At 69.1% G+C, this 20,715-nt stretch carries 20 protein-coding genes; 10 read left to right on the top strand and 10 right to left on the bottom strand.

Annotation, left to right across the window (positions count from 1 at the left end; all coding sequences use genetic code 11):
- The first annotated feature begins 104 nt into the window (after positions 1-104).
- The 4 genes from ACPCUW_RS21205 to ACPCUW_RS21190 all read left to right on the top strand — a co-directional run bounded on the left by ACPCUW_RS21205 (position 105) and on the right by ACPCUW_RS21190 (position 3,128).
- Positions 105-854, top strand: coding sequence for a DsbA family oxidoreductase (locus ACPCUW_RS21205; protein ID WP_423426595.1), 750 nt, complete (start codon positions 105-107; stop codon positions 852-854).
- A gap of 101 nt (positions 855-955) precedes the next feature.
- A complete protein-coding gene (locus ACPCUW_RS21200) occupies positions 956-1,687 on the top strand; it encodes an ABC transporter ATP-binding protein (RefSeq protein ID WP_063016119.1) in 732 nt (243 codons plus the stop codon).
- The gene (locus ACPCUW_RS21195) at positions 1,684-2,469 is read left to right on the top strand and encodes an ABC transporter permease (protein ID WP_063016118.1); all 786 of its coding nucleotides are present in this window, start codon (positions 1,684-1,686) and stop codon (positions 2,467-2,469) included. Before ACPCUW_RS21200 ends, ACPCUW_RS21195 begins: the two co-directional genes overlap by 4 nt.
- Entirely contained in the window at positions 2,466-3,128 is a 663-nt protein-coding gene (locus ACPCUW_RS21190; RefSeq protein WP_423426593.1) for a TetR family transcriptional regulator, read from the top strand. The genes ACPCUW_RS21195 and ACPCUW_RS21190 overlap by 4 nt, the downstream gene beginning before the upstream one ends.
- Here the strand turns inward: ACPCUW_RS21190 and ACPCUW_RS21185 are convergent.
- From ACPCUW_RS21185 to ACPCUW_RS21175, 3 genes are read right to left on the bottom strand one after another with little or no spacing between them, the layout of a single operon-like run.
- Positions 3,112-3,333, bottom strand: coding sequence for a Trm112 family protein (locus tag ACPCUW_RS21185; RefSeq protein WP_063016117.1), 222 nt, complete (start codon positions 3,331-3,333; stop codon positions 3,112-3,114). The two genes, ACPCUW_RS21190 and ACPCUW_RS21185, sit on opposite strands and share 17 nt — an antisense overlap.
- A gap of 10 nt (positions 3,334-3,343) precedes the next feature.
- On the bottom strand, positions 3,344-3,835 hold the full coding sequence (locus ACPCUW_RS21180; RefSeq protein ID WP_321190231.1) for a GtrA family protein: 492 nt from the start codon (positions 3,833-3,835) through the stop codon (positions 3,344-3,346).
- A complete protein-coding gene (locus ACPCUW_RS21175) occupies positions 3,832-6,054 on the bottom strand; it encodes a hypothetical protein (protein ID WP_423426630.1) in 2,223 nt (740 codons plus the stop codon). The genes ACPCUW_RS21180 and ACPCUW_RS21175 overlap by 4 nt, the downstream gene beginning before the upstream one ends.
- Before the next feature lie 397 nt (positions 6,055-6,451).
- On the opposite strand from ACPCUW_RS21175, the gene ACPCUW_RS21170 reads away from it, so the two are divergent.
- On the top strand, positions 6,452-7,474 hold the full coding sequence (locus ACPCUW_RS21170) for a glycosyltransferase (protein ID WP_423426628.1): 1,023 nt from the start codon (positions 6,452-6,454) through the stop codon (positions 7,472-7,474).
- On the top strand, positions 7,464-8,600 hold the full coding sequence (gene rffA, locus ACPCUW_RS21165) for a dTDP-4-amino-4,6-dideoxygalactose transaminase (RefSeq protein ID WP_063016114.1): 1,137 nt from the start codon (positions 7,464-7,466) through the stop codon (positions 8,598-8,600). Before ACPCUW_RS21170 ends, rffA begins: the two co-directional genes overlap by 11 nt.
- 19 nt (positions 8,601-8,619) lie before the next feature.
- On the opposite strand, the gene ACPCUW_RS21160 is transcribed toward rffA, so the two are convergent.
- Complete coding sequence (locus ACPCUW_RS21160; RefSeq protein ID WP_423426590.1) at positions 8,620-11,571, bottom strand: AMP-binding protein; 2,952 nt, start codon at positions 11,569-11,571, stop codon at positions 8,620-8,622.
- An 88-nt stretch (positions 11,572-11,659) separates the two neighbouring features.
- Here ACPCUW_RS21160 and ACPCUW_RS21155 point away from each other — a divergent pair, with 88 nt between their 5' ends.
- A complete protein-coding gene (locus tag ACPCUW_RS21155) occupies positions 11,660-11,983 on the top strand; it encodes a hypothetical protein (protein WP_423426589.1) in 324 nt (107 codons plus the stop codon).
- Between the two features lie 22 nt (positions 11,984-12,005).
- A complete protein-coding gene (gene idi, locus ACPCUW_RS21150) occupies positions 12,006-12,569 on the top strand; it encodes an isopentenyl-diphosphate Delta-isomerase (RefSeq protein ID WP_227462773.1) in 564 nt (187 codons plus the stop codon).
- A gap of 4 nt (positions 12,570-12,573) precedes the next feature.
- On the opposite strand, the gene ACPCUW_RS21145 is transcribed toward idi, so the two are convergent.
- Positions 12,574-13,809 (bottom strand): globin domain-containing protein, encoded by a 1,236-nt coding sequence (locus ACPCUW_RS21145; RefSeq protein WP_423426587.1) that lies wholly within the window; start codon positions 13,807-13,809, stop codon positions 12,574-12,576.
- A gap of 216 nt (positions 13,810-14,025) precedes the next feature.
- Positions 14,026-14,508 (bottom strand): RrF2 family transcriptional regulator, encoded by a 483-nt coding sequence (locus ACPCUW_RS21140; protein WP_030518247.1) that lies wholly within the window; start codon positions 14,506-14,508, stop codon positions 14,026-14,028.
- Between the two features lie 151 nt (positions 14,509-14,659).
- Here ACPCUW_RS21140 and ilvA point away from each other — a divergent pair, with 151 nt between their 5' ends.
- Positions 14,660-15,880, top strand: coding sequence for a threonine ammonia-lyase (gene ilvA / locus ACPCUW_RS21135; RefSeq protein ID WP_423426584.1), 1,221 nt, complete (start codon positions 14,660-14,662; stop codon positions 15,878-15,880).
- Between the two features lie 7 nt (positions 15,881-15,887).
- Here ilvA and ACPCUW_RS21130 read toward each other — a convergent pair whose 3' ends face one another.
- The 4 genes from ACPCUW_RS21130 to ACPCUW_RS21115 all read right to left on the bottom strand — a co-directional run bounded on the left by ACPCUW_RS21130 (position 15,888) and on the right by ACPCUW_RS21115 (position 20,227).
- Positions 15,888-16,211 carry a DMT family transporter gene (locus ACPCUW_RS21130; RefSeq protein ID WP_030518245.1) on the bottom strand — a complete coding sequence of 108 codons (324 nt, stop codon included), beginning with the start codon at positions 16,209-16,211 and terminating at the stop codon, positions 15,888-15,890.
- 53 nt (positions 16,212-16,264) lie between these two features.
- Positions 16,265-17,680: an argininosuccinate lyase gene (gene argH / locus ACPCUW_RS21125; RefSeq protein WP_423426582.1), complete on the bottom strand. Its 1,416-nt coding sequence runs from the start codon at positions 17,678-17,680 to the stop codon at positions 16,265-16,267.
- Complete coding sequence (locus ACPCUW_RS21120) at positions 17,677-18,609, bottom strand: class I SAM-dependent methyltransferase (RefSeq protein ID WP_423426580.1); 933 nt, start codon at positions 18,607-18,609, stop codon at positions 17,677-17,679. Before ACPCUW_RS21120 ends, argH begins: the two co-directional genes overlap by 4 nt.
- A gap of 415 nt (positions 18,610-19,024) precedes the next feature.
- Positions 19,025-20,227 carry an argininosuccinate synthase gene (locus tag ACPCUW_RS21115; RefSeq protein ID WP_423426579.1) on the bottom strand — a complete coding sequence of 401 codons (1,203 nt, stop codon included), beginning with the start codon at positions 20,225-20,227 and terminating at the stop codon, positions 19,025-19,027.
- Positions 20,228-20,545: 318 nt separating this feature from the next.
- On the opposite strand from ACPCUW_RS21115, the gene ACPCUW_RS21110 reads away from it, so the two are divergent.
- A complete protein-coding gene (locus tag ACPCUW_RS21110; protein WP_423426578.1) occupies positions 20,546-20,713 on the top strand; it encodes a hypothetical protein in 168 nt (55 codons plus the stop codon).
- Positions 20,714-20,715 lie beyond the last annotated feature (2 nt).

Raw genomic sequence — 20,715 nt, 5'->3', positions numbered from 1 at the left:
TTCGTGACACGCCCCGATGTGATGCCGGTCACACCCCCGGGAACAGGCCGGATACCCGCCCGGTTGACATGTCAGGACTTTCGGAAGACGCGAATGAGGTGACCATGGCCGTACAGGTCGAGATCTGGACCGATATCAACTGCCCGTTCTGCTACCTGGGCAAGCGGCGCTTCGAGCAGGCACTGGCCGGTTTCGAGCACCGCGACCAGGTGCGGGTCGTGCATCGATCCTTCGAGCTGGATCCGATACTGCCGGCCGGGCACAGCGGCCCCGTGGTCGCCCATATCGCCGAGAAGTACGGCATCAGCGAGGCTCAGGCAGCCGCCAACGAACGCGGCATCGCGGCCCAGGCGCAGGCCGTCGGCCTGCCCTATCGCACCGAGGGACGCGACTTCGGCAACAGCTTCGACATGCATCGGCTGCTGCACTTCGCACTGGAGCGCGGGCGGCAGGAAGAACTGCTCGACGCGTTGTACGAGGGCAATTTCGCCGACGAGCGGCCGGTGTTCGGGGACCGGGAACGGTTGATCGAGCTGGCCTCGCGAGCCGGGCTGGACGCGGCCGAGGTGCGCGCGACCCTCGACGACCCGCGGGCCTACGCCGAGGCGGTGCGCGCCGATGAACAGACCGCCGCCGAACTCGGTGCGACCGGCGTGCCGTTCTTCGTCTTCGACCGCACCTACGGCGTATCGGGGGCTCAGCCGCCGGAGGTGTTCACGCAGGCACTGGAGCGGGCATGGGCAGATCAGGCCCCCGCGCTGCAGGTGCTCGGCGACGGCGAGACCTGCGGTCCGGACGGCTGCGTGATCGAGCCGGGCGGCACCGCCGCAGCGCCACCGCGCGATCACCACTGATCCCCTCTTGCGTCGCGACCGGACCCCGGGCAGAATTCAACACATAATGAATTCAACGCTCGGTGAATAACCTCGCCGGCCGTGTGACGTGAGAGGTGGACGTGGCGAACCCCGATTCGTCCCCGGCGATCACCGTCGAGCACCTGCGGGTGCGTCGCGGGGGACATGAAGTGCTGCACGATATTTCGCTGACCGTTCCGGCGGGCAGCATCACCGGCCTGCTCGGGCCGTCCGGCTGCGGTAAGACCACCTTGATGCGCAGCATCGTCGGCACCCAGCTGATCGAGGCCGGCAGTGTGCGGGTGCTCGGCGAGGAGGCCGGCGCCCGCGGACTGCGTGCGCGCGTCGGCTACGTCACCCAGGCGCCGAGTATCTACGACGATCTCAGCGTGCTGGACAACGTCTCCTACTTCGCCGCGCTGTACGGCCGCGACTCCGAAGCGGTGCACGCGGCGATCGAACAGGTCGGCCTGAGCCCGCATATCCGGCATCGGGGCAATCAACTCTCCGGCGGGCAGCGCACCCGGGCATCGCTGGCGTGTGCGCTGGTCGCCGACCCGGAACTGCTGGTCCTCGACGAGCCGACGGTCGGACTGGATCCGGTGCTGCGGGTCGAGTTGTGGAAGCAGTTCCACGAGCTCGCCGCTCAGGGCCGCACCCTCGTGGTGTCGAGTCATGTCATGGACGAGGCCGAGCATTGCGACCAGCTACTGCTCATGCGCGACGGCCATCTCCTGGCCCAGCTCACTCCCGACCAACTGCGCGCCGACACCGGCGAAACCAGTTTGGAGAACGCATTTCTCGCCCTCATCACGATGGGACAGCCGCGATGACAACGACATTCGCCCCGCCGTCACGCCCGCCGCTGCGCTGCTACACCGCGACCTCGGCGCGCATCCTGCGTCAGTTGCGCGCGGACCGGCGCACCGTCGCCATGCTGCTGCTGGTGCCGACTCTGCTCATGGCACTGCTGTATTTCGTCTATCACGAGACGCCGACCATGCCGGGAGCGCCGTCGCTGTTCGACCGCGTCGGCATCAGCATGCTGGGCATCCTGCCATTCATCGTGATGTTCCTGATCACCGCGATCGCCATGCAGCGCGAGCGGACCTCGGGCACGCTGGAGCGGCTGATGACCACACCGCTGTCGAAGCTGGATCTGCTGGGCGGATACGGCACGGCGTTCTCCGTCGCCGCGGCGGCGCAGGCGGGCCTGGCGTGTCTGGTCTCCTTCTGGTTGCTCGGATTGCATGCCGCGGGCAGCGCATGGCTCGTGCTGCTGATCGCCGTGGTCGACGCGGTGCTGGGCGTGGCGCTGGGACTGCTGGCGAGCGCCTTCGCGCGCACCGAATTTCAGGCCGTGCAGTTCATGCCGCTGGTGGTGGGCCCGCAGTTCTTCCTCTGCGGGCTGCTGGTGCCGCGCGATCAGCTGCCGCGCTGGCTGGAGATCATCAGCGATGTGCTGCCGCTGAGCTATGCGGTCGACGCGCTGCAGGAGGTCTCCCGCCATCCGGGCGCGACCGCCGCGATGTGGCGCGATCTCGGCATCGTCGCCGCATTCGCCGCTGTCGCACTGACTTTGGGCGCCGCCACTCTACGCAGGCGAACAGCATGAGCGATGTGACCGATGGTGTGAGCGCCCGCAGTGGGCGGCGGGCCGGTGAATCGGGGACCCGGGAGGCGATTCTGAATGCGGCACGCACCCGTTTCGCCGAGGTCGGATTCGACAAGGCGTCGATCCGCTCGATCGCGGGCGCGGCGGGGGTCGATCCCGCGCTGGTGCATCACTACTTCGGCACCAAACAGCAATTGTTCTCCGCCGCACTGAATCTGCCGATCGATCCGGAGCTGATCCGCGCGCCGATCCGGGCCGCCGAACCCGACCGGCTCGGCGAGACCGTGGTCCGGACCGTGGTCGGCGCATGGGATTCCTCGGTCGGCGTGCACGCGGTCGCGGCCTTTCGCGGCATCCTTGCCGGCGGCGATGCCGCGCTCGCCCGCAGCTTCCTGCTGGAGGTCGCGCTGAAAGATGTTCGGGAGAAGGTGGATTCGCCACCGGGCAGCGGGACCACGCGAGTGGTGCTGGCCGTGTCGCAGATGATCGGCCTGCTGGTTGCGCGCAAGATTCTGCAGGTCGAACCCGTGGCGTCGATGCCGCTGGACGAGCTGGCCGCGGCGGTCGGGCCGACCATCCAGCGCTATCTGACGGGCGATCTGCCCTTCGCCGGCGGCTGGGCGGACTTACCGCCGTCCGGAATCAGCCCTGGGCGGTGAAGGACTCGTGCTCGGCGTCGCCGACCGCACGCGCCTCGTCCACGAGCAGCACCGGGATGCCGTTGTCGACCGGGTAGGCGCGACGCAGGCGCGGGTTGTAGAGCACGCTGTTGCCCTCCGCGTCGCGCACCAGCGACAACGGCCCCTTGTCCTCGGGACAGGCCAGCAGGCTCAACAACGTCGGGTCCAGGGTTTGCTCCGCCATATCCGACAACCTACCCGCCCGCCGAATCCGCGGGCCGGGCCGCCCGGCGGAACGAGATGTGCCGATGCCCGAAGAAGCTGAGCACCGCCACCGCGCCCATCACGACCACCGTGGCGGGGGTCTCCGGCAGGTCGAACACCCCGACCGCGAGCTGCACGCCCGCCATGTTCAAGATCAACCCGCCCGAGTTGACCGCGACGAATCGCAGGAAGTCGGCGATCAGGTGACCGCGCACTCGAAAGACCAGGGTGCGATGGGCGAAGAAGGCGAACACGATGCTGATCGCGTAGGCCAGTGCCACCGCCACCGCGGGCGGCCAGCCGCCGGGCAACACTTTCAGCCACATCACCGTCAGCACCATGCCCAGCAGCGTGTTGGCCGCCCCGACCGCGGCGAACGCGATCTCCTGGCGGCGAATCAGTCGCAGCAGCAGACCCGGTGGCGGGATGTCCGGCTCCCCCGCCGCCCGCGCCGCGGCCGTTCCGTCCGCGCCGACGCTCACGAAACCACTTCCGCTGCTTCCTGTTTCACCGAATCGCCGGATTCGCTCGCGCGCCGGCGGGAACGCAGGTACAGCCACTGCATCACCGCCAGCAGCACCAGGCCGCCGACCGCGCCGGCGACACCGATACGCCAGCCCGGCGGCTCCCAGGAGACCTCCAGCGTGGCGTCCCGGGTGCCGGCCGGGATATCCACGGCGATGATCGATTTCGCGATCTCGCGGATCGGGAGTTCGTGGCCGTCGAGGGTGGCGCGATAGCCGGGCCAGTTCAGCCGCGCGAGTACCACGCGACCGCCGTCGGCCGAGCTCACGCGCACCCGGCTGGTGCGGTCCGATTCCGACAGTGAGGTCGCCTGTACGTCGTGCGCGTCGGAGATGCGGCCGTTCGTGGTCGACACCGGACCCTGCTCCCGCTCGAGCACCCAGATGTAGCGTTCGTGGCCCGGGTAGCCGACCCACTTCCAGCCGGGCGGCGCGGGCTGGTTCCCGAGGTCGGGGAACATCGCCCGCTGCAGCACGACCCGGTCGAGTTTCATCAGGTCCACCGGGGCGCGACCGGTGATCGGCTCGGCGGTGAACAGCCGCCGGAACGAGTCCGGACAGACGCTGGAATCCCATCGCATGCACAGCATTTCGCCGAACCAGTAGTGCCCGTTGGGTGTGTAGCCGTTGACGTAGTTGCGATGCACGTCCTTGGCGAAGTTGCCGAACACCAGCGATCCGTAGGCGCCCTGCAGACTCTTGTCCGCCGGCTGCAGCAGTCCGCGGTCGCCGAGCTGAATGGTGACACCGTCGAATGCCGGGAACGCCGCCTCCGCCTCGGAGCGGTGCACGGGCAGATTCCAGCCCATCGGCGTCGGCTGGACCAGACTCACCTGCAGGTAGGCGATCGGGAGCATGGCGACGACGGTCGCCAGCGCGGCCGCCCCACTTCCGCGGCGCGCCCACAGCCACACCACGCCGGCGCCCAGTGCCGCGACCGCGAGCGCGGAGAGCACATGCCACCAGATGTGGTGCGGATCGGCGGAAAACGTTCGCACCCAGAGCAATCCGATCAGCACCGCCGCCGCCACCGCGCGCGGGCGCCAGTCCCGCACCGTGCCGAATCGGCCCAGCAGCACGCAGACCAGGATCAGCAGGCCGACCGCCACCATCGGCAGCACCCGCGCCGGCCAGCGCAGCGGGCCGACCGTGCCCGGTCCGGCCGTCCACATCAGGAACATGATCGCGAACAGCGCCACCGAGATCAGTTCCCGCCACACCCGGCGCGCGCGATTCCAGTCGACGAATGCCAGCGCCGGAATCAGGAACCACGCGATATAGGTGACCGGCAGTGGCTGCACATACCCCCACCAGGAGGTGAACGCAGGCATCGCCGAGGGCAGGCTGGCATTCAGCGATTCCGACCACGGCACTGTGAGGAACCGGTCGTTGTTGATCTGCGAGTTGCCCCGCCAGCTCACCGTCGCGGACAACATGCTCGGTAGATACGTCATCAAACCGGCCATACCGGCCGCGCCCGCGACCACCGCCACCCGCAGCACCGGGCGCCAGGCGCGTTGGACGACGAGCTCTCCCACCGCCACGGCGACCAACATCAGCGCCGCCTCGACGGCCGGAAAGACGTATTCGACCGAAATCGCCAGATACAGGTAGACGAACAACGGAATCGGCCCGTAACCGCGGGTGCCGCCGTAGCGCGACCGATCCCCTGCCGGGCCGCGGGCGTAGCGGACCGCACTGGCCCAGGCGTGCAGCATCCAGGCGGTGCCGGTCAGCGAGGTGACCCAGCTGGCCTCGTCGAAGAACAGGAACCAGCCCGAGAGCGGGAAGGCGATGCCCGCCACGGCGGCCCAGGACGCGCGACTGCCGTAGACCAGGCAGACCCGGTACACGCCGAGTGCGGCGATGATCGAGAAGATCAGTTTGACGACCGTCGCCAGCAGCGCGAGATTGTCCACCGACGGTGCGATCAGATCGATCAGCAGTTGCGGCGGGTTGAACAGGCCCGCCTCTTCCATGGTGTAGTTCCCGGTCATCCATTGCTCGGGCACCATCAGCGGCAGATGGCCCTCGCGCAGGTGCCGGCCGAGCATCACCCACAGCGGGGTGTATTGGGATTCGGTGTCGTCGGTGTAGAAATGCCGCGCGTTGGCGAGCAGCACCGCGACATATCCGGCAATGACCCCGATCGCGGTGACCGCTCCCCATCGGAACACGGTCTGCCGCGGATGCCCCGCGGCGCTCGACTCGGGCCGGGGAGCGGCGGGCCGCCCATTCTCGACGGCGACATCGCGCCGATCCTTCCCGGGCTCCGCGAGCGCCGTCGTCGACACTGCACTTTCCACCACGATTGACAGACCCTACCCGCCCGCGCGCTCGCGGGCATCGCCCCCGGAACCGCCGCCCCTCTCGCGCAGCCGAAGCCGGTGACCAGCAGCGTGTTAGAGTTCACCCCGATTCGGGCTCTGGATACAGGCGAGGAGTTCCGGTGCGCACCGTCATCGAAAGTCGAACCAGCTGATGCCGATTCCGTCCGCAACCGCATATCCCCCTGCCGCCGGGCAGGCTTCGACACCGAATGTTCACCCGCCGGTCACCGGCGGCGGCGAGCGAGTGCATGCGGTCTCGGTGGTGATCCCGGTGTATCGCGGCGAGCAGACCATCGCCGGACTGGTCGCCGAACTGCACGGATTGGCGGAGTCCGCGCGCACGCCGGACGGCAACAGCTTCGCGGTCGAGGAGATCGTGCTGGTCCACGATCACGGCCCCGACCGCTCCGACATCGTGCTGCAGCGGCTCGCCGCCGAATACCCGCAGGTGCGCGTGATCTGGCTGAGCCGCAACTTCGGCCAGGACGCGGCCACCATCGCCGGCATGGCCGCCGCGCGCGGCGAATGGATCGTCACGATGGACGAAGACGGCCAACACGATCCGGGATTCATCGGCGCCTTCCTCGACACCGCGCTCGCGCAGCGCGCGGATCTGGTCTATTCGAAGCCGACCAACACCCGCCCGCACGGCGTGCTGCGCAACCTCACCTCGCGCGGCGCCAAGGTGGTGCTGGCGACGGTCTTCGCCTTCCCCGATTCCACCCGCTTCGAAAGCTACCGGCTGATCCGCGGCGATATCGGCCGTCAGCTCGCCGAGGTCGCCTCCAACGGGGTGTATCTGGATGTGGCGCTGACCTGGGTGGTGGACAACACCGCGCAGGCGCCGGTGGTCCTGCGCGCGGAGGGCCGCGAAGAGTCCGGCTACAACTACCGCCGGCTGTTCTCGCTGTTCTGGAAGATGGTGCTGTGCAGCGGAACCCGCGGCCTGCGCCTGGTGAGCCTGCTGGGCGTGACCCTGGCCGCCGGTGGTGCGGTGATGGCCGCGGTGGTGATCTGGAATGCCCTGTTCGGCAGCGGTCACGACCCCGAGGGCTGGGCCTCGATCATCGTGGTGCTGCTGCTGGTCTCGGGCGCGATCCTGTTCTCGCTCGGCCTGATCGCGGAGTATCTGGGTGTGGCGTTGCACGTGCTGGTGGGCAAACCGCTGTATCTGACGGTAGATTCCCCGACACCGCGTCCGCATGCCGAGGCGCGGGTTCCGACCACGGCCGCAGCAATCGGGGGACACAATCCGGGTGAGCACTGACCGCATCCTCTTCAGCCGTCCCTACCGCGCCCAGGCCGAGCTGACGAATCTGGCCGCCGTCCTGGCCTCGGACCACAGTCACGGCGACGGGCCGTTCACCGCGGCGGCGACGGCGAAATTGCGCGCCATCACCGGCGCCCCGCACACCCTGCTGACCACCTCGTGCACCCATGCGCTGGAGATGGCCGGGCTGCTGCTCGAACTGGGGCCCGACGACGAGGTGATCGTGCCCAGTTTCGCCTTCACCTCCACCGCCACGGCGGTCGCGATGCGCGGGGCCACCTGCGTCTTCGCCGATATCGACGAGCGCGGCAACCTCGATCCTGAGTCGGTGGCCGCGGCGGTCACCGAACACACCAAGGCGATCGTGGTCATCCACTACGGCGGAGTGGGCGCCGATATGGACCGGCTGCTCGAGATTTCCGAGGCGCACGGCCTGGCCATCGTCGAGGACACCGCGCACGGCCTCGGCGGCCGGTGGCGCGGACGGCCGCTGGGCACGATCGGCACCGTGGGCGCGCTCAGCTTCCACGACACCAAGAACGTGCACTGCGGTGAGGGCGGGGCCATCCTGCTCACCGACGAGATCCTGATGGGGCGCGCCGAGATCATCCGCGAGAAGGGCACCGACCGGGCCCGGTTCCTGCGCGGGGCGGTCGACAAGTACTCCTGGCAGGACATCGGATCGAGTTATCTTCCCAGTGAGTTGAATGCCGCAGTGCTCGATGCGCAGCTGGCCGAATTCGACCGGATCCAGGCCGGGCGGATGCGGGTGTGGAACGCCTACGCCGCCGCACTGCCGCAGTGGGCAGCGCGCAACGACGTGCGGTTGATGCAGGTACCGGACGATCGCGAGCACACCGCGCATCTGTACTACCTGCGCACCCCCACCGAGGACACCCGCGACGCGTTGATCGGATACCTTCGCGAACAAGGCATTTCGGCCCCGTTCCACTACGTGCCGCTGCATTCGAGCCCGGCCGGGCAGAAACTCGGCCGCACCACGGTTCCCTGCCCGCGCACCGACGAATTCTCGGCGACTCTGCTGCGCCTGCCGCTGTGGCCGGATCTGAGCGATCAGCAGGTCGCGCGCGTCATCGAGACGGTCACCGCGTTCACGGTGTGAGCGGGAGACCTCGTGGCACCTATCCCAGCAGTGCGGCCGCGACCTCCGGGGTGAGCACTTCGTAGCTCTCCGATTCCCGGTTGTAGTACCAGGTGTTCTCGTTCGGTTCCAGGCGAAGGGCCGATCGCACCGCATGGGTGGCGGGACGGAAGCTCGAGCTGCGCGGGATTTCGTCGACCACCTGCACGATGTCGGGACGCTGGGCGGGGTCGAGGGAGCGCAGGCCCTCGGTGACGTCGGCGGGTTCGAGGCGGTGGCCCGCGCGCACGCTCACCACGGCGACCGCGAGCGTGGTGCTCGTGGTGCGGCGGCCGAAGGCGACCTCCATATCGACGGCCGTGATGTCGTTGAGCGCGTCCACGATCGGCTGGGAGTAGACCGGCCCGCGGGCGGTCGCGATGACGGTGTCGCGGCGGTCCATCAGCCAGTAGTCGCCGTCGCTGTCGCGGCGGAACAGATTTTCCGTCGGCATCCAGGCATCACCGGCGGTGAAGACCCCGCGCAGGCCGCCGCGGGAGATGTCGACGGTGTCGGCGGCCCGCCCGATCAGCAGGCCCACCTCGTTGTCGGCGGCACGGCGCGCGAAGCCCCGGGTGTCGGTGACGATCTGTTCGGCGATCGGATCGTAGGAGATCAGTTCCACCTTCGCCGTGCCCGGCACCGGCCGGCCCTTGCAGCCGATCTTCACGCCCGCCACATTGGCGAGCACGACGTCACCCTCGATGGAGGCGTAGAACTCCAGCACCCGCGCGGGCGCGAACCGCTCCGTGGTGCGCCGCCACAGACCGGCCGGCATGCCGGAGCCGATGAACAGCCGGATCGGATGCGAATGGCCGGCGGGGAAGGTCTCCACGTCGAGGATGTCGCGCAGCATGGTCCAGGTGTAGGTGACCACGGTGACGCCGTAGCGGTGCACCTCGGCGGCGAAGCTGGGCGGATCCAGCGAGCGGGCCAGCGCGATCCGGCTGCCACCGGCCACCGCACCGCCCAGACTCACCAGCAGGCCCGACGAATGATGCAGCGGTGCGAGGCAATACACCGTATCCCGGCGGTCCAGGTCGGCCGCCGTCGCGGTGCCGAAGGCCGACAGCGCCCACCGGTGGTTGGTGATGTACTTCAGGTCGAGTTTGTCGCCGGTACCGGTGACCAGGATGAACGCCAGCTCGCGCGCCAATCCGGGATCGGGCCGGAACCAGCCCGGCAGGTCCACCGCCGCCGGGTCGACCTGCTCCAGGTCGACGACGTCCGCGCCGTCCGGGATGTCGAGTGTGCGGGCATTGCCGCCGCCGAGCACCAGGACCCGGGTTCCGGCGGCGGCCGCGGCCCGCAGGTTCTCCGGATCGGCCACGATCACCGTGGTCCCGGTCGATTCGACCGCCCGCGCGGTCTCGCCACCGGGCGCCAGTAGCACCGCGACCGCCCCGATCCGCGAGAGTGCCGCGACCGAGGCCAGCGCGCTCGGGCGGGTTTCCATCAGCACTCCGACGCGGGTGCCGGGGCGTACGCCCGCCGAGATCAGCCCGCGCACCACGTTGTCGATGCGGGCGCCGACCGCGGCGTGGGTGTGCACCCGGTCGTCGAAGAGGAACAGCTCGCGCATCGGCGCGTTGCGCTGTTGTTCGGCGAGCAGGCGGCCCAGCGAGATCCGGGTGTGCGGCTGGATCATGCCGAGCCGGGTCAGCCGGGGCAGCGCACGGGCGGCCTCCCCCGTGAGCTCCCTGGATCCGCGCAGCGCGTTTCCGGCCAGGCTGCCGAACGCCGCGCCGATTCCGGCGCCGGCCTCGGCCAGCGTGGCCGCGGTGTGCACGACCCGGGTGGCCGCGGTGGTCTGGCGGTCGGCGGCGACGTGCTCGTGCATGGGCGCGATCTGTTCGGGCAGGTCGGCGTTCCCGCCCAGCCAGTTCACCCAGTCGCGCACCAGCGGCCAGGTCTGGTTGGTGGCGGTACTGCCCGCCACCAGGCCGAAATGCCCGGCCACCAGCGTGGCCTCGTAGACCTCGGCATTGGGCGCCGCGCGCACGATGCCGCGCACCGCGGCCGGCTGGCCGATATCGTCGACCTCGCCGACGAAGGCGAGGATGGGGCATTTGACTTCGGCCAGCGAGATCGGCTGATCGCGAATGACGAAGCCACCGGACATCATTCGGTTGTGGGCGACGAACTGCTTGAGCAGATCGGCCGCCGCGGGTCCGGAATAGCCCACCCAGCCGTCGTGTTCGAGAAAGCGGCGCTGACGTTCCTTGGGCAGCAACGCTTCTCGGTCGTGCAGCTGGCGCAGGAAGTCGATACGGGCCTTCGCCGTCTTCACCGGGTCGAGCAACTGGAAACCGACGCGCACCATCGCATCGGTGATCGGCAACCGGGTGAGGACGTGGTCGGCGACGAAATCGGCCACCTCCGACACCAGCCCGTAGGGCAGTCCGAACGGCAGCCCCGCGACGATGTCGACCGGGCTGCCGAAGGTGACGATGCTCTGCACGCCCTTGCCGTAGCGGAAGGCGGTGGCCTGGTAGGCGAACATGCCGCCCTGCGAGTACCCCATCAGGTGCACGCCGCGGCCGGTCAGTTCGTTGACCGTGTCGATCGCGCTCGACAGGGCGAGGACGTGGTCGGCCAGATCGCGCTGCCAGCCACCTTCCTCTGTGGCGGGCGAGCCGAAATCCAGTACCCAGCAATCGATTCCGGCGCGATGCAGGATACCGACAGCGCCGCCCTCGGCGTTGACGTCGTAGATGTCGGCATTGACCATCAGCGGCGGCACCAGCAGCGCGACGGGCCGGTCGGCGGCCGGGTCGTCCGGGAAGTAGTGGCGCAGCCGGTACATCCGCTTGCGCTCGGTGACCTCGAAGGGCGAGGACTCCACATCGTGGGCGAGGCCGCCGAAACGGATGACCTCGAGACCGTTCTGCGCGGTCGCCATCAACCGTCGCGCCGGTCCCGTCAGGGTTCTCGTATCGAATTTCACAACCACTCCCAGCCCTTGCGCCCTGCGCTCACACCTTCACGCCCCCTGCGTGCGGGTCGAGCCTGCCACATCGACAGCCTACTGCGGGCCTGGTGTGATCGGTCCCATCCGCGATCACAGGTTGCGCACGGACGGGGTGCGGATGCGGCAGGCGGCGCCACGTTTTCGCGAATACGGTCACGCAGCGCCGACCGTGCCCCGGCCGGTAGGCGACCCGGCCGCGATGGTGCCCGAAGGCCTCTCCTGCGGAGGGGAATTCACCGCGCCGGCGATTTCGGCCATCGCCGGGACCGATCGCCGCGCGGGCTTCCCCACCGATATCGGCCCCGGCGACCGGCCGGCGGAGGCCCGGGCCGGCTGCGGCGGCACCGTCGTCGCCGAGCGGCATATCGCGAGGGCAGGTTCCTTCCCCTGGTGACAGCCGCCGATAAGGTGGGACCGTGACCGGCACCCACATCACCTCCACCGACAGCACGGTCGACCGCGAGTCCCTGCCCGTCGAACTGGTCGACGAGCAGGGCCGCGCGACCGGAATCTGCCCGGTGTCCGATGCCCACACCGCGCCCGGACGGCTGCACCGCGCATTCTCGGTGCTGCTGTTCGGGCCGGACGGCCGGGTGCTGCTCCAGCAGCGGGCCGCGGTCAAGACCCGGTTCCCGCTGCGCTGGTCCAACACCTGCTGCGGACATCCGGCGCCGGGGCAGTCCCTCGCCGAGGCCGCCGCGGTCCGGCTGGGTGAGGAACTGCGGGTGAGCGCGGAACTGCGCGAGGTCGGCGTCTATCGCTATCGGGCCGACGATCCGGCGACCGGGCGGGTCGAGGACGAGTGGGATCATGTGCTGATCGGCGAGTTCGCCGGCGTGCCCGACCATCCCGACCCGGCCGAGGTGGCCGCGGTGCGCTGGGCGGAGCCCGATCGGCTGGAGGCCGATATCGCCTCCGCCCCAGCGGATTTCACGCCCTGGTTGCACGGAGTGCTCGCCGCGGCGCGCACAGGGCGCTGACCGCTCAAAGATCCAGCAGCCAGTCGTTGGGCGCGAACAGTTCGAAGTGGACCCGTTCGTCGGACACGCCGGCCGCCTTCAGCTGGGCCCGTGCCGCCTGCAGGAAACCGGTGCCGCCGCACAGATAGATGTCGGCGTCCTCGGGCAGGTCGATGCCGGCCAGCGACAGCAGGCCCGCGTGCGCACCGGCGGTGGGCTCCTCGTACCAGACGTGCAGCTCGGCATCCGGTAGACCGGCGACCAGATCGGCCTGGGTGCCGCGCAGCGGGTGCGTGGAGGCGGCGCGGTCGGCGTGCAGCGCCAGCACGCGGCGCGGCGACCCGGCGGCCGCGAGATATTCCAGGATTCCGACCATCGGCGTGACGCCGATACCGGCCGAGATGAGCACCAGCGGCGTCCGCGCGGCGGTGTCGATGGTCAGATCGCCGAACGGCAGCGTGATCTGCAGCCGGTCGCCCACCTCGACGTCGGTGTGCAGCCACGACGACACCTCACCCTCGGGGCGGTCGCCGGCGGCGGTGACACGGCGCACCGCGAAGGCCAGCCGGCCCGCGCCGGGAGCGTTGACGAGGCTGTACTGGCGCAACTGCCGGGCGCCGTCGGGCAGATCGGCGCCGACCGAAACATATTGTCCCGGAACAAAGCCGGGAAGCGGCGTGGCCGCGTCGGCGGATTCCACGACGAAGGTGACGGTCTCGGCGGGGTCCTCGACGCGCTCCACCACCCGGACCTCACGGAAGACCGCGCCCGGTTCGACACCGGCGTCCGAGTACAACTCGTTCTCGAATCCCATCAGGGTGTCGGCCATCAGCCAGTAGACCCGGTCCCAGGCGGCCGCGACCTCCGGGGTGACCGCCTCGCCCAGCACGTGCACGATCGCCGCGAACAGATGCTCGTGCACGATCGGATACTGGTCGGGCACCACCCCGAGCGAGGCGTGTTTGTGCCCGATGCGGGCCAGCAGCTGGCGCGGATGCGGCAGGTTCGGATCGACGAGGTGGGTGGCGAACGTGGCGATCGAGGCGGCCAGCGCGCGCTGCTGCTCCCCCTGGGCCTGGTTGCCGCGATTGAAGACGTTGCGCAGCAGATCGGGGTGTGCCGCGAAGAGACGCCGATAGAACTCGGCGGTGATGTCGTCGATCCGCGCCCCGATCACCGGCAGGGTCGCCCGCACGATCTCGGCGTGATGCGGTTCCAGTTCGGCGCTGGTGTCCAGGGCCGATGTCGACGCGGTCGTCATGGTGAAACTCCTCTTCGAGCAACAATTCCGGTGCATCACCGGGCGAATTCCACGGTAACCATTTCGGGTGCCTCGAATCCATTTCCGAGCCCGTGTGTTCAATTACGGTTCCGGGTGCGGATTATGTTGTCCGCGCCACATTTTCGTTCGAATACAGGAAATGCGCTGTGCCGCCGAAGGTGTTGGTGCACAGCGCATCACGAAGAGGCGATGGGGTCAGGACACGGCGGGAATATCGGCCGCGAAACCGCCGAACGGCAATTTCGGCGAGGCCGACAGATGCAGTAATTGCTGCGTCCGTTGATCGACCAGATCACTGAGTGTGTAGCGGTCGAGTTCTCGATAGAACGACTCCTGCGCCTCCGCCAGGATCCGCCGCAGACGACACGCCCCGGCCATCGGGCAGGGGTGCTCACCCACACAGTCGACCACTTCGGCCGCCCCCTCGAGGCCGCGCACGATCTGCCCGACGGTGGCGGTGCGACCGGCGTCGGTGAGGAAGATGCCACCGGCGCGGCCGCGCTGCGAGGCCACCAGGCCCAGCTCGGAGAGTTTGGTGACGGCCTTGGCGACGTAGTGCTCGGAGGCGTTGACCTGCCGGGCGATCAGCTTCGCGGTAACCCGCTCCTCGACGCCGCTGCTCACCGCGAGCCGCATCATCGCCCGCAGCCCCAGATCGGTGAATCGCGACAACTGCATTCCCCCAGGCTACTTAATTCCGCCTTTCAAAAGCGCATTCAGCGGTGTGGGTTCAATTACCCCGCATCGTGCGGATTTTGCGGGCCGGCTCACACCACCATCGCGCGTCCGGCTGCGAGGATTCACCGCAGGTGTCTGGCAGCATGGCCGCATGGAGCTGATCGGATTCGATCGCATCAGCGCGGCCCGGGAGATGCTGGCGCCCGTCATCCGCCGCACCCCGATGATCGCCTCGCGGGTGCTGTCCGAGCGGACCGGCGCCGATGTGCGGCTCAAATGCGAGAATTTGCAGCGCACGGGGTCGTTCAAGCCGCGCGGCGCGTACTTCCGGATCGCCAATCTCGCCCCGGCAGAACGCACCCACGGGGTGGTGGCCGCGAGCGCCGGCAATCATGCGCAGGGAGTTGCTTGGGCCGCAACGACTTTGGGCATCGCCTCGACGGTGTTCATGCCGGTGGGAGCGCCTCTGCCCAAACTCGTCGCCACCCGCGCCTACGGCGCCACCGTTCATCAGGTGGGCGAGACGGTCGACGAGGCGCTGCTCGCGGCCCAGGAATTCGCCGATCGCAGTGGGGCGACGCTGATCCATCCCTTCGACCATCCGGATATCGTCGCGGGCCAGGCGAGCGTCGGTTCGGAGCTGCTGGAACAGTTTCCGGACGTCGGGACCGTACTGGTGCCGACCGGGGGTGGCGGACTGCTCGCGGGTGTCGCCGCGGCCCTGCACCCGGCCGCACCGCAGGTGCGGGTGATCGGCGTGCAGGCGGCGCTGGCGGCAGCCTGGCCAGATTCGCTGCGTACCGGGGAACCCGTTGCCCTGCAAGGTATGTCGACCATCGCCGACGGCATCGCCGTCGGGCGACCCGGTGAGGTGCCGTTCGCCCATGTCATCGCCCATCAGCCGACGATCGTCACCGTGGGCGAGGACGCGCTCTCGGCGGCCGTGCTGCTGTGCCTGGAACGGGCGAAACTCGTCGTGGAACCGGCGGGCGCGGCGGCGGTCGCGGCGCTGCTGAGCCTGCCCGCCGAGGAACTGCGCCTGCGCGGACCGGTCTGCGCGATCATTTCCGGCGGCAATGTGGATCCGATCCTGCTGACTCGCATCATCGGCCACGGGCTCAGCACCGGCGGGCGCTACCTCGCCGTGCGGATCACCATTTCGGATCGGCCGGGCAGTCTGAGCCGGTTACTCGATGCCGTCGCCGGCACCGGCGCGAATGTGCTCGACGTGGTGCATTCGCGTACTCCCGCCGCGCTGGCCATCGACGAGGTGGAGGTGCAGCTGACCCTCGAGACCCGCGGCCCCGCCCATCGCGACGATGTTCTCGACGAGCTCGAGCAGGCGGAATACGCTGTGCGCGTTCAGGACTGAGCGCGCGTCAGTGCGCGCCGCCCAGTTCCAGCGCCAGCACCCCGGCGATCAGCAGCGCGATGCCGCCGATCTGCACCGCGGACAGCGGCTCGTCGAGAAACAGCACGCCGATCGTGGCGACCAGCGCCACCCCGATCGCCGACCACACCCCGTAGGCGACACCGACCGACATCCCCCGCTTCAGCGCCTGCGACAGGAAGATGAACGCCGCCACGTAGCCGACCACCACGACGAGGGAGGGCACCAGCTTGGTGAACCCCTCGGACAGCTTCAGCGACACCGTCGCCGACACCTCGGTCACGATGGCCAATCCGAGAAAGAGGAACATCATAGCGCGCACGATATCGGGCGCGGTGACCGAAGCGCGGGCAACTACCCGCTGGGTCAGTGCAGCCAGGTACGGGCTTCGGCGGCGGTGGCGCGGACCTCGCCCAGCTGTTCGGCGACCCGCACCCCGGCGGTGCCACCGCGAGAGTTGCGGGAGGCGATGGACCCCTGCACCGTGAGCACCTCGCGTACCTGCGGCGTCAACGCCGGATCCACGGCGGCGAACTCGGCATCGGTGAGCTCGTCCAGGCCGACGCCCCGGGTTTCGGCGGTGCGCACGCACGCACCGGCCGCCTCGTGCGCCACGCGGAACGGAACGCCCTGGCGCACCAGCCATTCCGCGATATCGGTGGCCAGGGTGTACCCGGCGGGCGCCAGTTCGGCCATCCGCTCGGTGTGGAAGGTCAGGGTGGAGACGAGACCGGCGATGGCGGGCAGCAGAAGTTCCAGCTGCGCGACCGAATCGAACAGCGGCTCCTTGTCCTCCTGCAGGTCCCGGTTGTAGGCCAGCGGTTGCGCCTTGAGAGTGGCGAGCAGGCCGGTGAGGTTGCCGATCAGGCGACCGGCCTTACCGCGGGTCAGCTCCGACACGTCGGGATTCTTCTTCTGCGGCATGATCGACGATCCGGTGGACCAGGCATCGGCGAGGGTGATGTAGCCGAATTCCGGTGTGCTCCAGATGATGATCTCCTCCGCCATGCGCGACAGATCGACCGCGATCATCGCGAGGACGAAGGCGGCCTCGGCGGCGAAGTCGCGTGCGGAGGTCGCATCGATCGAATTGGCCGCGGCCGCATCGAAATCCAGGTCGGCGGCGATGGCCTCGGGATCGAGCCCCAGCGACGATCCGGCCAGCGCGCCCGAACCGTACGGGGAGATCGCCGCGCGTTTGTCGAAATCGCGTAGCCGGTCGACGTCGCGCAACAGCGGGTGCGCGTGGGCGAGCAGCTGGTGAGCCAGCAACACCGGCTGGGCCGCCTGCAGGTGGGTCTTGCCGGGCATCACCGCATCCGGATGCGCGGCGGCCTGCTCGACCAGGGCGTCGACGACCTCGAGCACGCCGAAGGCGATGCGGCGCACCGCATCACGCAGCCACATGCGGAACAGGGTGGCCACCTGATCGTTGCGGGAGCGCCCCGCGCGCAACCGGCCGCCGAGTTCGGCGCCGACCCGATCGATCAGACCACGCTCGAGCGCGCCGTGCACATCCTCATCGGATTCGGCCGGAGTGAAGGCGCCGGAGGCGACATCGGCCGCGAGCCGGTCGAGTCCGTCCAGCATGTCCGCCAGATCGGCCTCCGACAGCAGTCCGGCCTTGTGCAGCACACGAGCGTGGGCCTTGGACGCGCGAATGTCGTAGGGCGCCAGCGCCCAGTCGAAATGGGTCGATTTGCTCAGCGCCGCCATGGCCGCGGCGGGGCCGGAGGCGAAACGCCCACCCCACAGCGCGCCCTCGTTGGTGGCTTGGCTCATCGGTTCTCGTCTCCTCGTGTGGCGGTCATCAAAATGTGGCGGTTCAGTTCGGCGCGAGCGGCCTCGGGCTGCTCGCGGCCGTGGTCGGACAGGACGGCGACCGGATCGCCGACCGTCACGGCCCAGCCGTGCGCGGTGAACCAGTCGCGCGGGTCGGTACGGCCCTCCCAGGGGTACCAGAGTTCTTCGAGGTTCAGCGTGATCCCGGCCTCGGCGAGCAGTCGCTTGCGGCGCTCCCGCATCGTTTGCAGTGCGGGCGAATCCTCGCTCCGTCCGCGTCCGATGTTCAGGGCGATCCGGCTGCCGGGCGCGCTGAGCGCCGCGATATCGCCGAACAGCCGGTCCTGCGCCTCGCCGGGCAGGTAGCGCAGCAGTCCCTCCGCCAGCCAGGCGGTCGGTGCGGTGGGATCGAAACCGTTGTCCCACAGCTCCTTCGGCCAATCCTGGCGCAGATCCACGCCGATCGCGCGCCGGTCGACGGCGGGCTGCTCATCGGCGAGCACGGAGTTCTTGAACTCCAGCACCTTCGGCTGGTCGATCTCGAAAACCACAGTGCCGGAGGGCCATTCGAGCCGATACGCACGGGCGTCGAGTCCGCTCGCGAGGATCACGACCTGCCGGATGCCGGCGGCGGAGGCGGCAGCGAAGTACTCGTCGAAGTAGACCGTGCGAGCGATGAGCATCGCGGCCAGCGAGCTGTAGGCATGCCCGCCCTCGCCGGCGGGATCCGCACCGGCCGATGTCGCCGCGACCTGAGCGCGCATGATGTGGCTCCAGCCCGAACCGGCGGCCTCGACCAGACGCGCGGCGTAGGGATCACGGAACAGCGCATCGGGGCGCCGGGTCTCGGCCGCCCGCATCGCGGCCACACCGATGGCGGTCGCGCCGACACTTTCGGTGATATCCCAGCTGTCGTCGTCACTGCGCACGGACATCTCCTCCCGTTCGGGCTGCGTCGCCTCCTACACGATGCGCACCCTGCGGTCGTGCGGTTTCACCCGGTGGCAGGCTACTCCGCGCCTGGTGCGGCGCCGGACTCCGCACCACGGATGTACACGCTCGGCGAGGAGTGGGTGCGGCCGGATCACGCCGACTTCCCGCCGGAGGCGATCCGGCATTGTGGCGACGATTGCCAAACGCAACGGCATTCGGTGTGCCACGCGCGGCGCTACGGCGGCGATCACAGCGCACCTCCGGCTCGACACACGCGCCGACATGGACACCCTGCTCGGCGGCTCGGCCATCGACCGAACGATGACCGAGCGCTCGCGGCGACGACCGGCTGCCGCTGCTCCCGACCGGCCGCACGACTCGGCCGATCGTGCGGCCGAGCCCGCCGGCTTCCTACTTCTTGGACAGGTCCCGGCGCGAGGCGACCTTGGAGGACAGGCCGTGGATCTGGACGAAGCCCTTGGCCAGCGACTGGTCGAAGCTGTCGCCCTCGTCGTAGGTGGCCAGGTTGAAGTCGTAGAGCGACTCCTCGCTGCGGCGGCCGTTGACGACGACGTTGCCGCCGTGCAGCACCATGCGCACCTCACCGGAGACGTGCTGCTGGGTGTCGCGCACGAAGGCGTCCAGGGCCCGCTTGAGCGGGGAGAACCACAGGCCGTCGTAGACCAGCTCGCCCCAGCGCTGCTCGACCTGACGCTTGTAGCGGCCGAGTTCGCGCTCGACGGTGACGGCCTCGAGCTCCTGGTGCGCGGTGATCAGCGCGATGGCGCCCGGCGCCTCGTAGATCTCGCGGCTCTTGATGCCGACCAGGCGGTCCTCGACCATGTCCAGCCGGCCCACGCCCTGGCGACCCGCGCGCTTGTTGAGCTCGGTGATGGCCTCGAGCACGCTGACCGGGCGGCCGTCGATCGCGATCGGCACACCCTTGTCGAAGGTGACGATCAGTTCGTCGGGCGCCTCGAAGTTGACGGTCGGGTCGACGGTGTAGTCGTAGACGTCCTTGGTCGGCGCGTTCCACAGATCCTCGAGGAAGCCGGTCTCCACCGCGCGGCCCCAGAGGTTCTGGTCGATCGAGAACGGCGACTTCTTGCTGACGGTGATCGGCAGCGCGTTCTCCTCGGCGAAGGCGATGGCCTTCTCCCGGGTCCACGCGTAGTCGCGCACGGGGGCGATGACGTTCAGATCGGGCGCGAGCGCGCCGATGCCGACCTCGAAGCGAACCTGGTCGTTGCCCTTACCGGTGCAGCCGTGCGCGACGGTGGTCGCGCCGTGGTACTCGGCCGCCTCGACCAGGTGCTTGACGATCAACGGGCGGCTGATCGCGGACACCAGCGGGTAGCGGCCCATGTAGAGGGCGTTGGCCTGCACGGTCGGCAGGCAGTACTCGTCGGCGAATTCGTCCCGGGCGTCGACCACGATGGCCTCGACCGCGCCGCAGTCCAGTGCGCGCTGGCGCACCACGTTCATGTCCTCGCCGCCCTGACCCAGATCGATCGCGACGGCGACCACCTCGGCCCCGGTCTCCTTGCCGATCCAGCTGATGGCAACGGAGGTGTCCAACCCGCCGGAATAGGCGAGTACGACGCGATCGGCCATATCTGATGCTCCTCAGGTTCGTGCGTATGCGTAGGGGTGCGCGATGTCACCGGTGCGATGTGCCGCCGCTACCCGCCCTCGGACGGCTCACATCAACTGCAAATGATTATGCATGATGATGCAATCCCATTCATAACCGGGGGTGGGCGTACCACCGCCCGAGCACCACGGCGCCCCCACCGGCCCACCCGACGGATCGGACAACCGCGGACATTCACCCCGAAACCCGTGAGCGTCAATGAGATTGCCGCAACCGGGTATCACCGATATGTCACCCTGATAGCGAACGACCCCAGATGCCCCGGGAAAGGCGGACCCATGCTCTCCACGTTTGCGGGTTATTTCGGCACGATCGGCTCGGACGTGCTGGCGATCGGCCAATCGGTGATCACCCTCATCTCCGACCTCATCGGCACGGGCGGCGCGGGCACGCCGGGCGGCGGGTTCGGCGGGAACTACCCGCCCGGGCAGTATCCGCTGGCCTGAGC

Source organism: Nocardia sp. AB354, assembly GCF_049538315.1.
Lineage (GTDB): Bacteria > Actinomycetota > Actinomycetes > Mycobacteriales > Mycobacteriaceae > Nocardia > Nocardia nova.
The sequence above is the reverse complement of the archived record's forward strand: the minus strand, read 5'-3'. Positions and strand labels throughout refer to the sequence as shown.

Excerpts from the sequence above, each read along its gene's own strand:
- ACPCUW_RS21205 (WP_423426595.1), top strand. The coding sequence starts at position 105 with ATGGCCGTACAGGTCGAGATCTGGACCGATATCAACTGCCCGTTCTGC.
- ACPCUW_RS21195 (WP_063016118.1), top strand. The coding sequence starts at position 1,684 with ATGACAACGACATTCGCCCCGCCGTCACGCCCGCCGCTGCGCTGCTAC.
- ACPCUW_RS21190 (WP_423426593.1), top strand. The coding sequence starts at position 2,466 with ATGAGCGATGTGACCGATGGTGTGAGCGCCCGCAGTGGGCGGCGGGCC.
- ACPCUW_RS21185 (WP_063016117.1), bottom strand. The coding sequence starts at position 3,333 with ATGGCGGAGCAAACCCTGGACCCGACGTTGTTGAGCCTGCTGGCCTGT.
- ACPCUW_RS21145 (WP_423426587.1), bottom strand. The coding sequence starts at position 13,809 with ATGACGACCGCGTCGACATCGGCCCTGGACACCAGCGCCGAACTGGAA.
- ACPCUW_RS21140 (WP_030518247.1), bottom strand. The coding sequence starts at position 14,508 with ATGCAGTTGTCGCGATTCACCGATCTGGGGCTGCGGGCGATGATGCGG.
- ilvA (WP_423426584.1), top strand. The coding sequence starts at position 14,660 with ATGGAGCTGATCGGATTCGATCGCATCAGCGCGGCCCGGGAGATGCTG.
- ACPCUW_RS21130 (WP_030518245.1), bottom strand. The coding sequence starts at position 16,211 with ATGATGTTCCTCTTTCTCGGATTGGCCATCGTGACCGAGGTGTCGGCG.
- argH (WP_423426582.1), bottom strand. The coding sequence starts at position 17,680 with ATGAGCCAAGCCACCAACGAGGGCGCGCTGTGGGGTGGGCGTTTCGCC.
- ACPCUW_RS21115 (WP_423426579.1), bottom strand. The coding sequence starts at position 20,227 with ATGGCCGATCGCGTCGTACTCGCCTATTCCGGCGGGTTGGACACCTCC.
- ACPCUW_RS21110 (WP_423426578.1), top strand. The coding sequence starts at position 20,546 with ATGCTCTCCACGTTTGCGGGTTATTTCGGCACGATCGGCTCGGACGTG.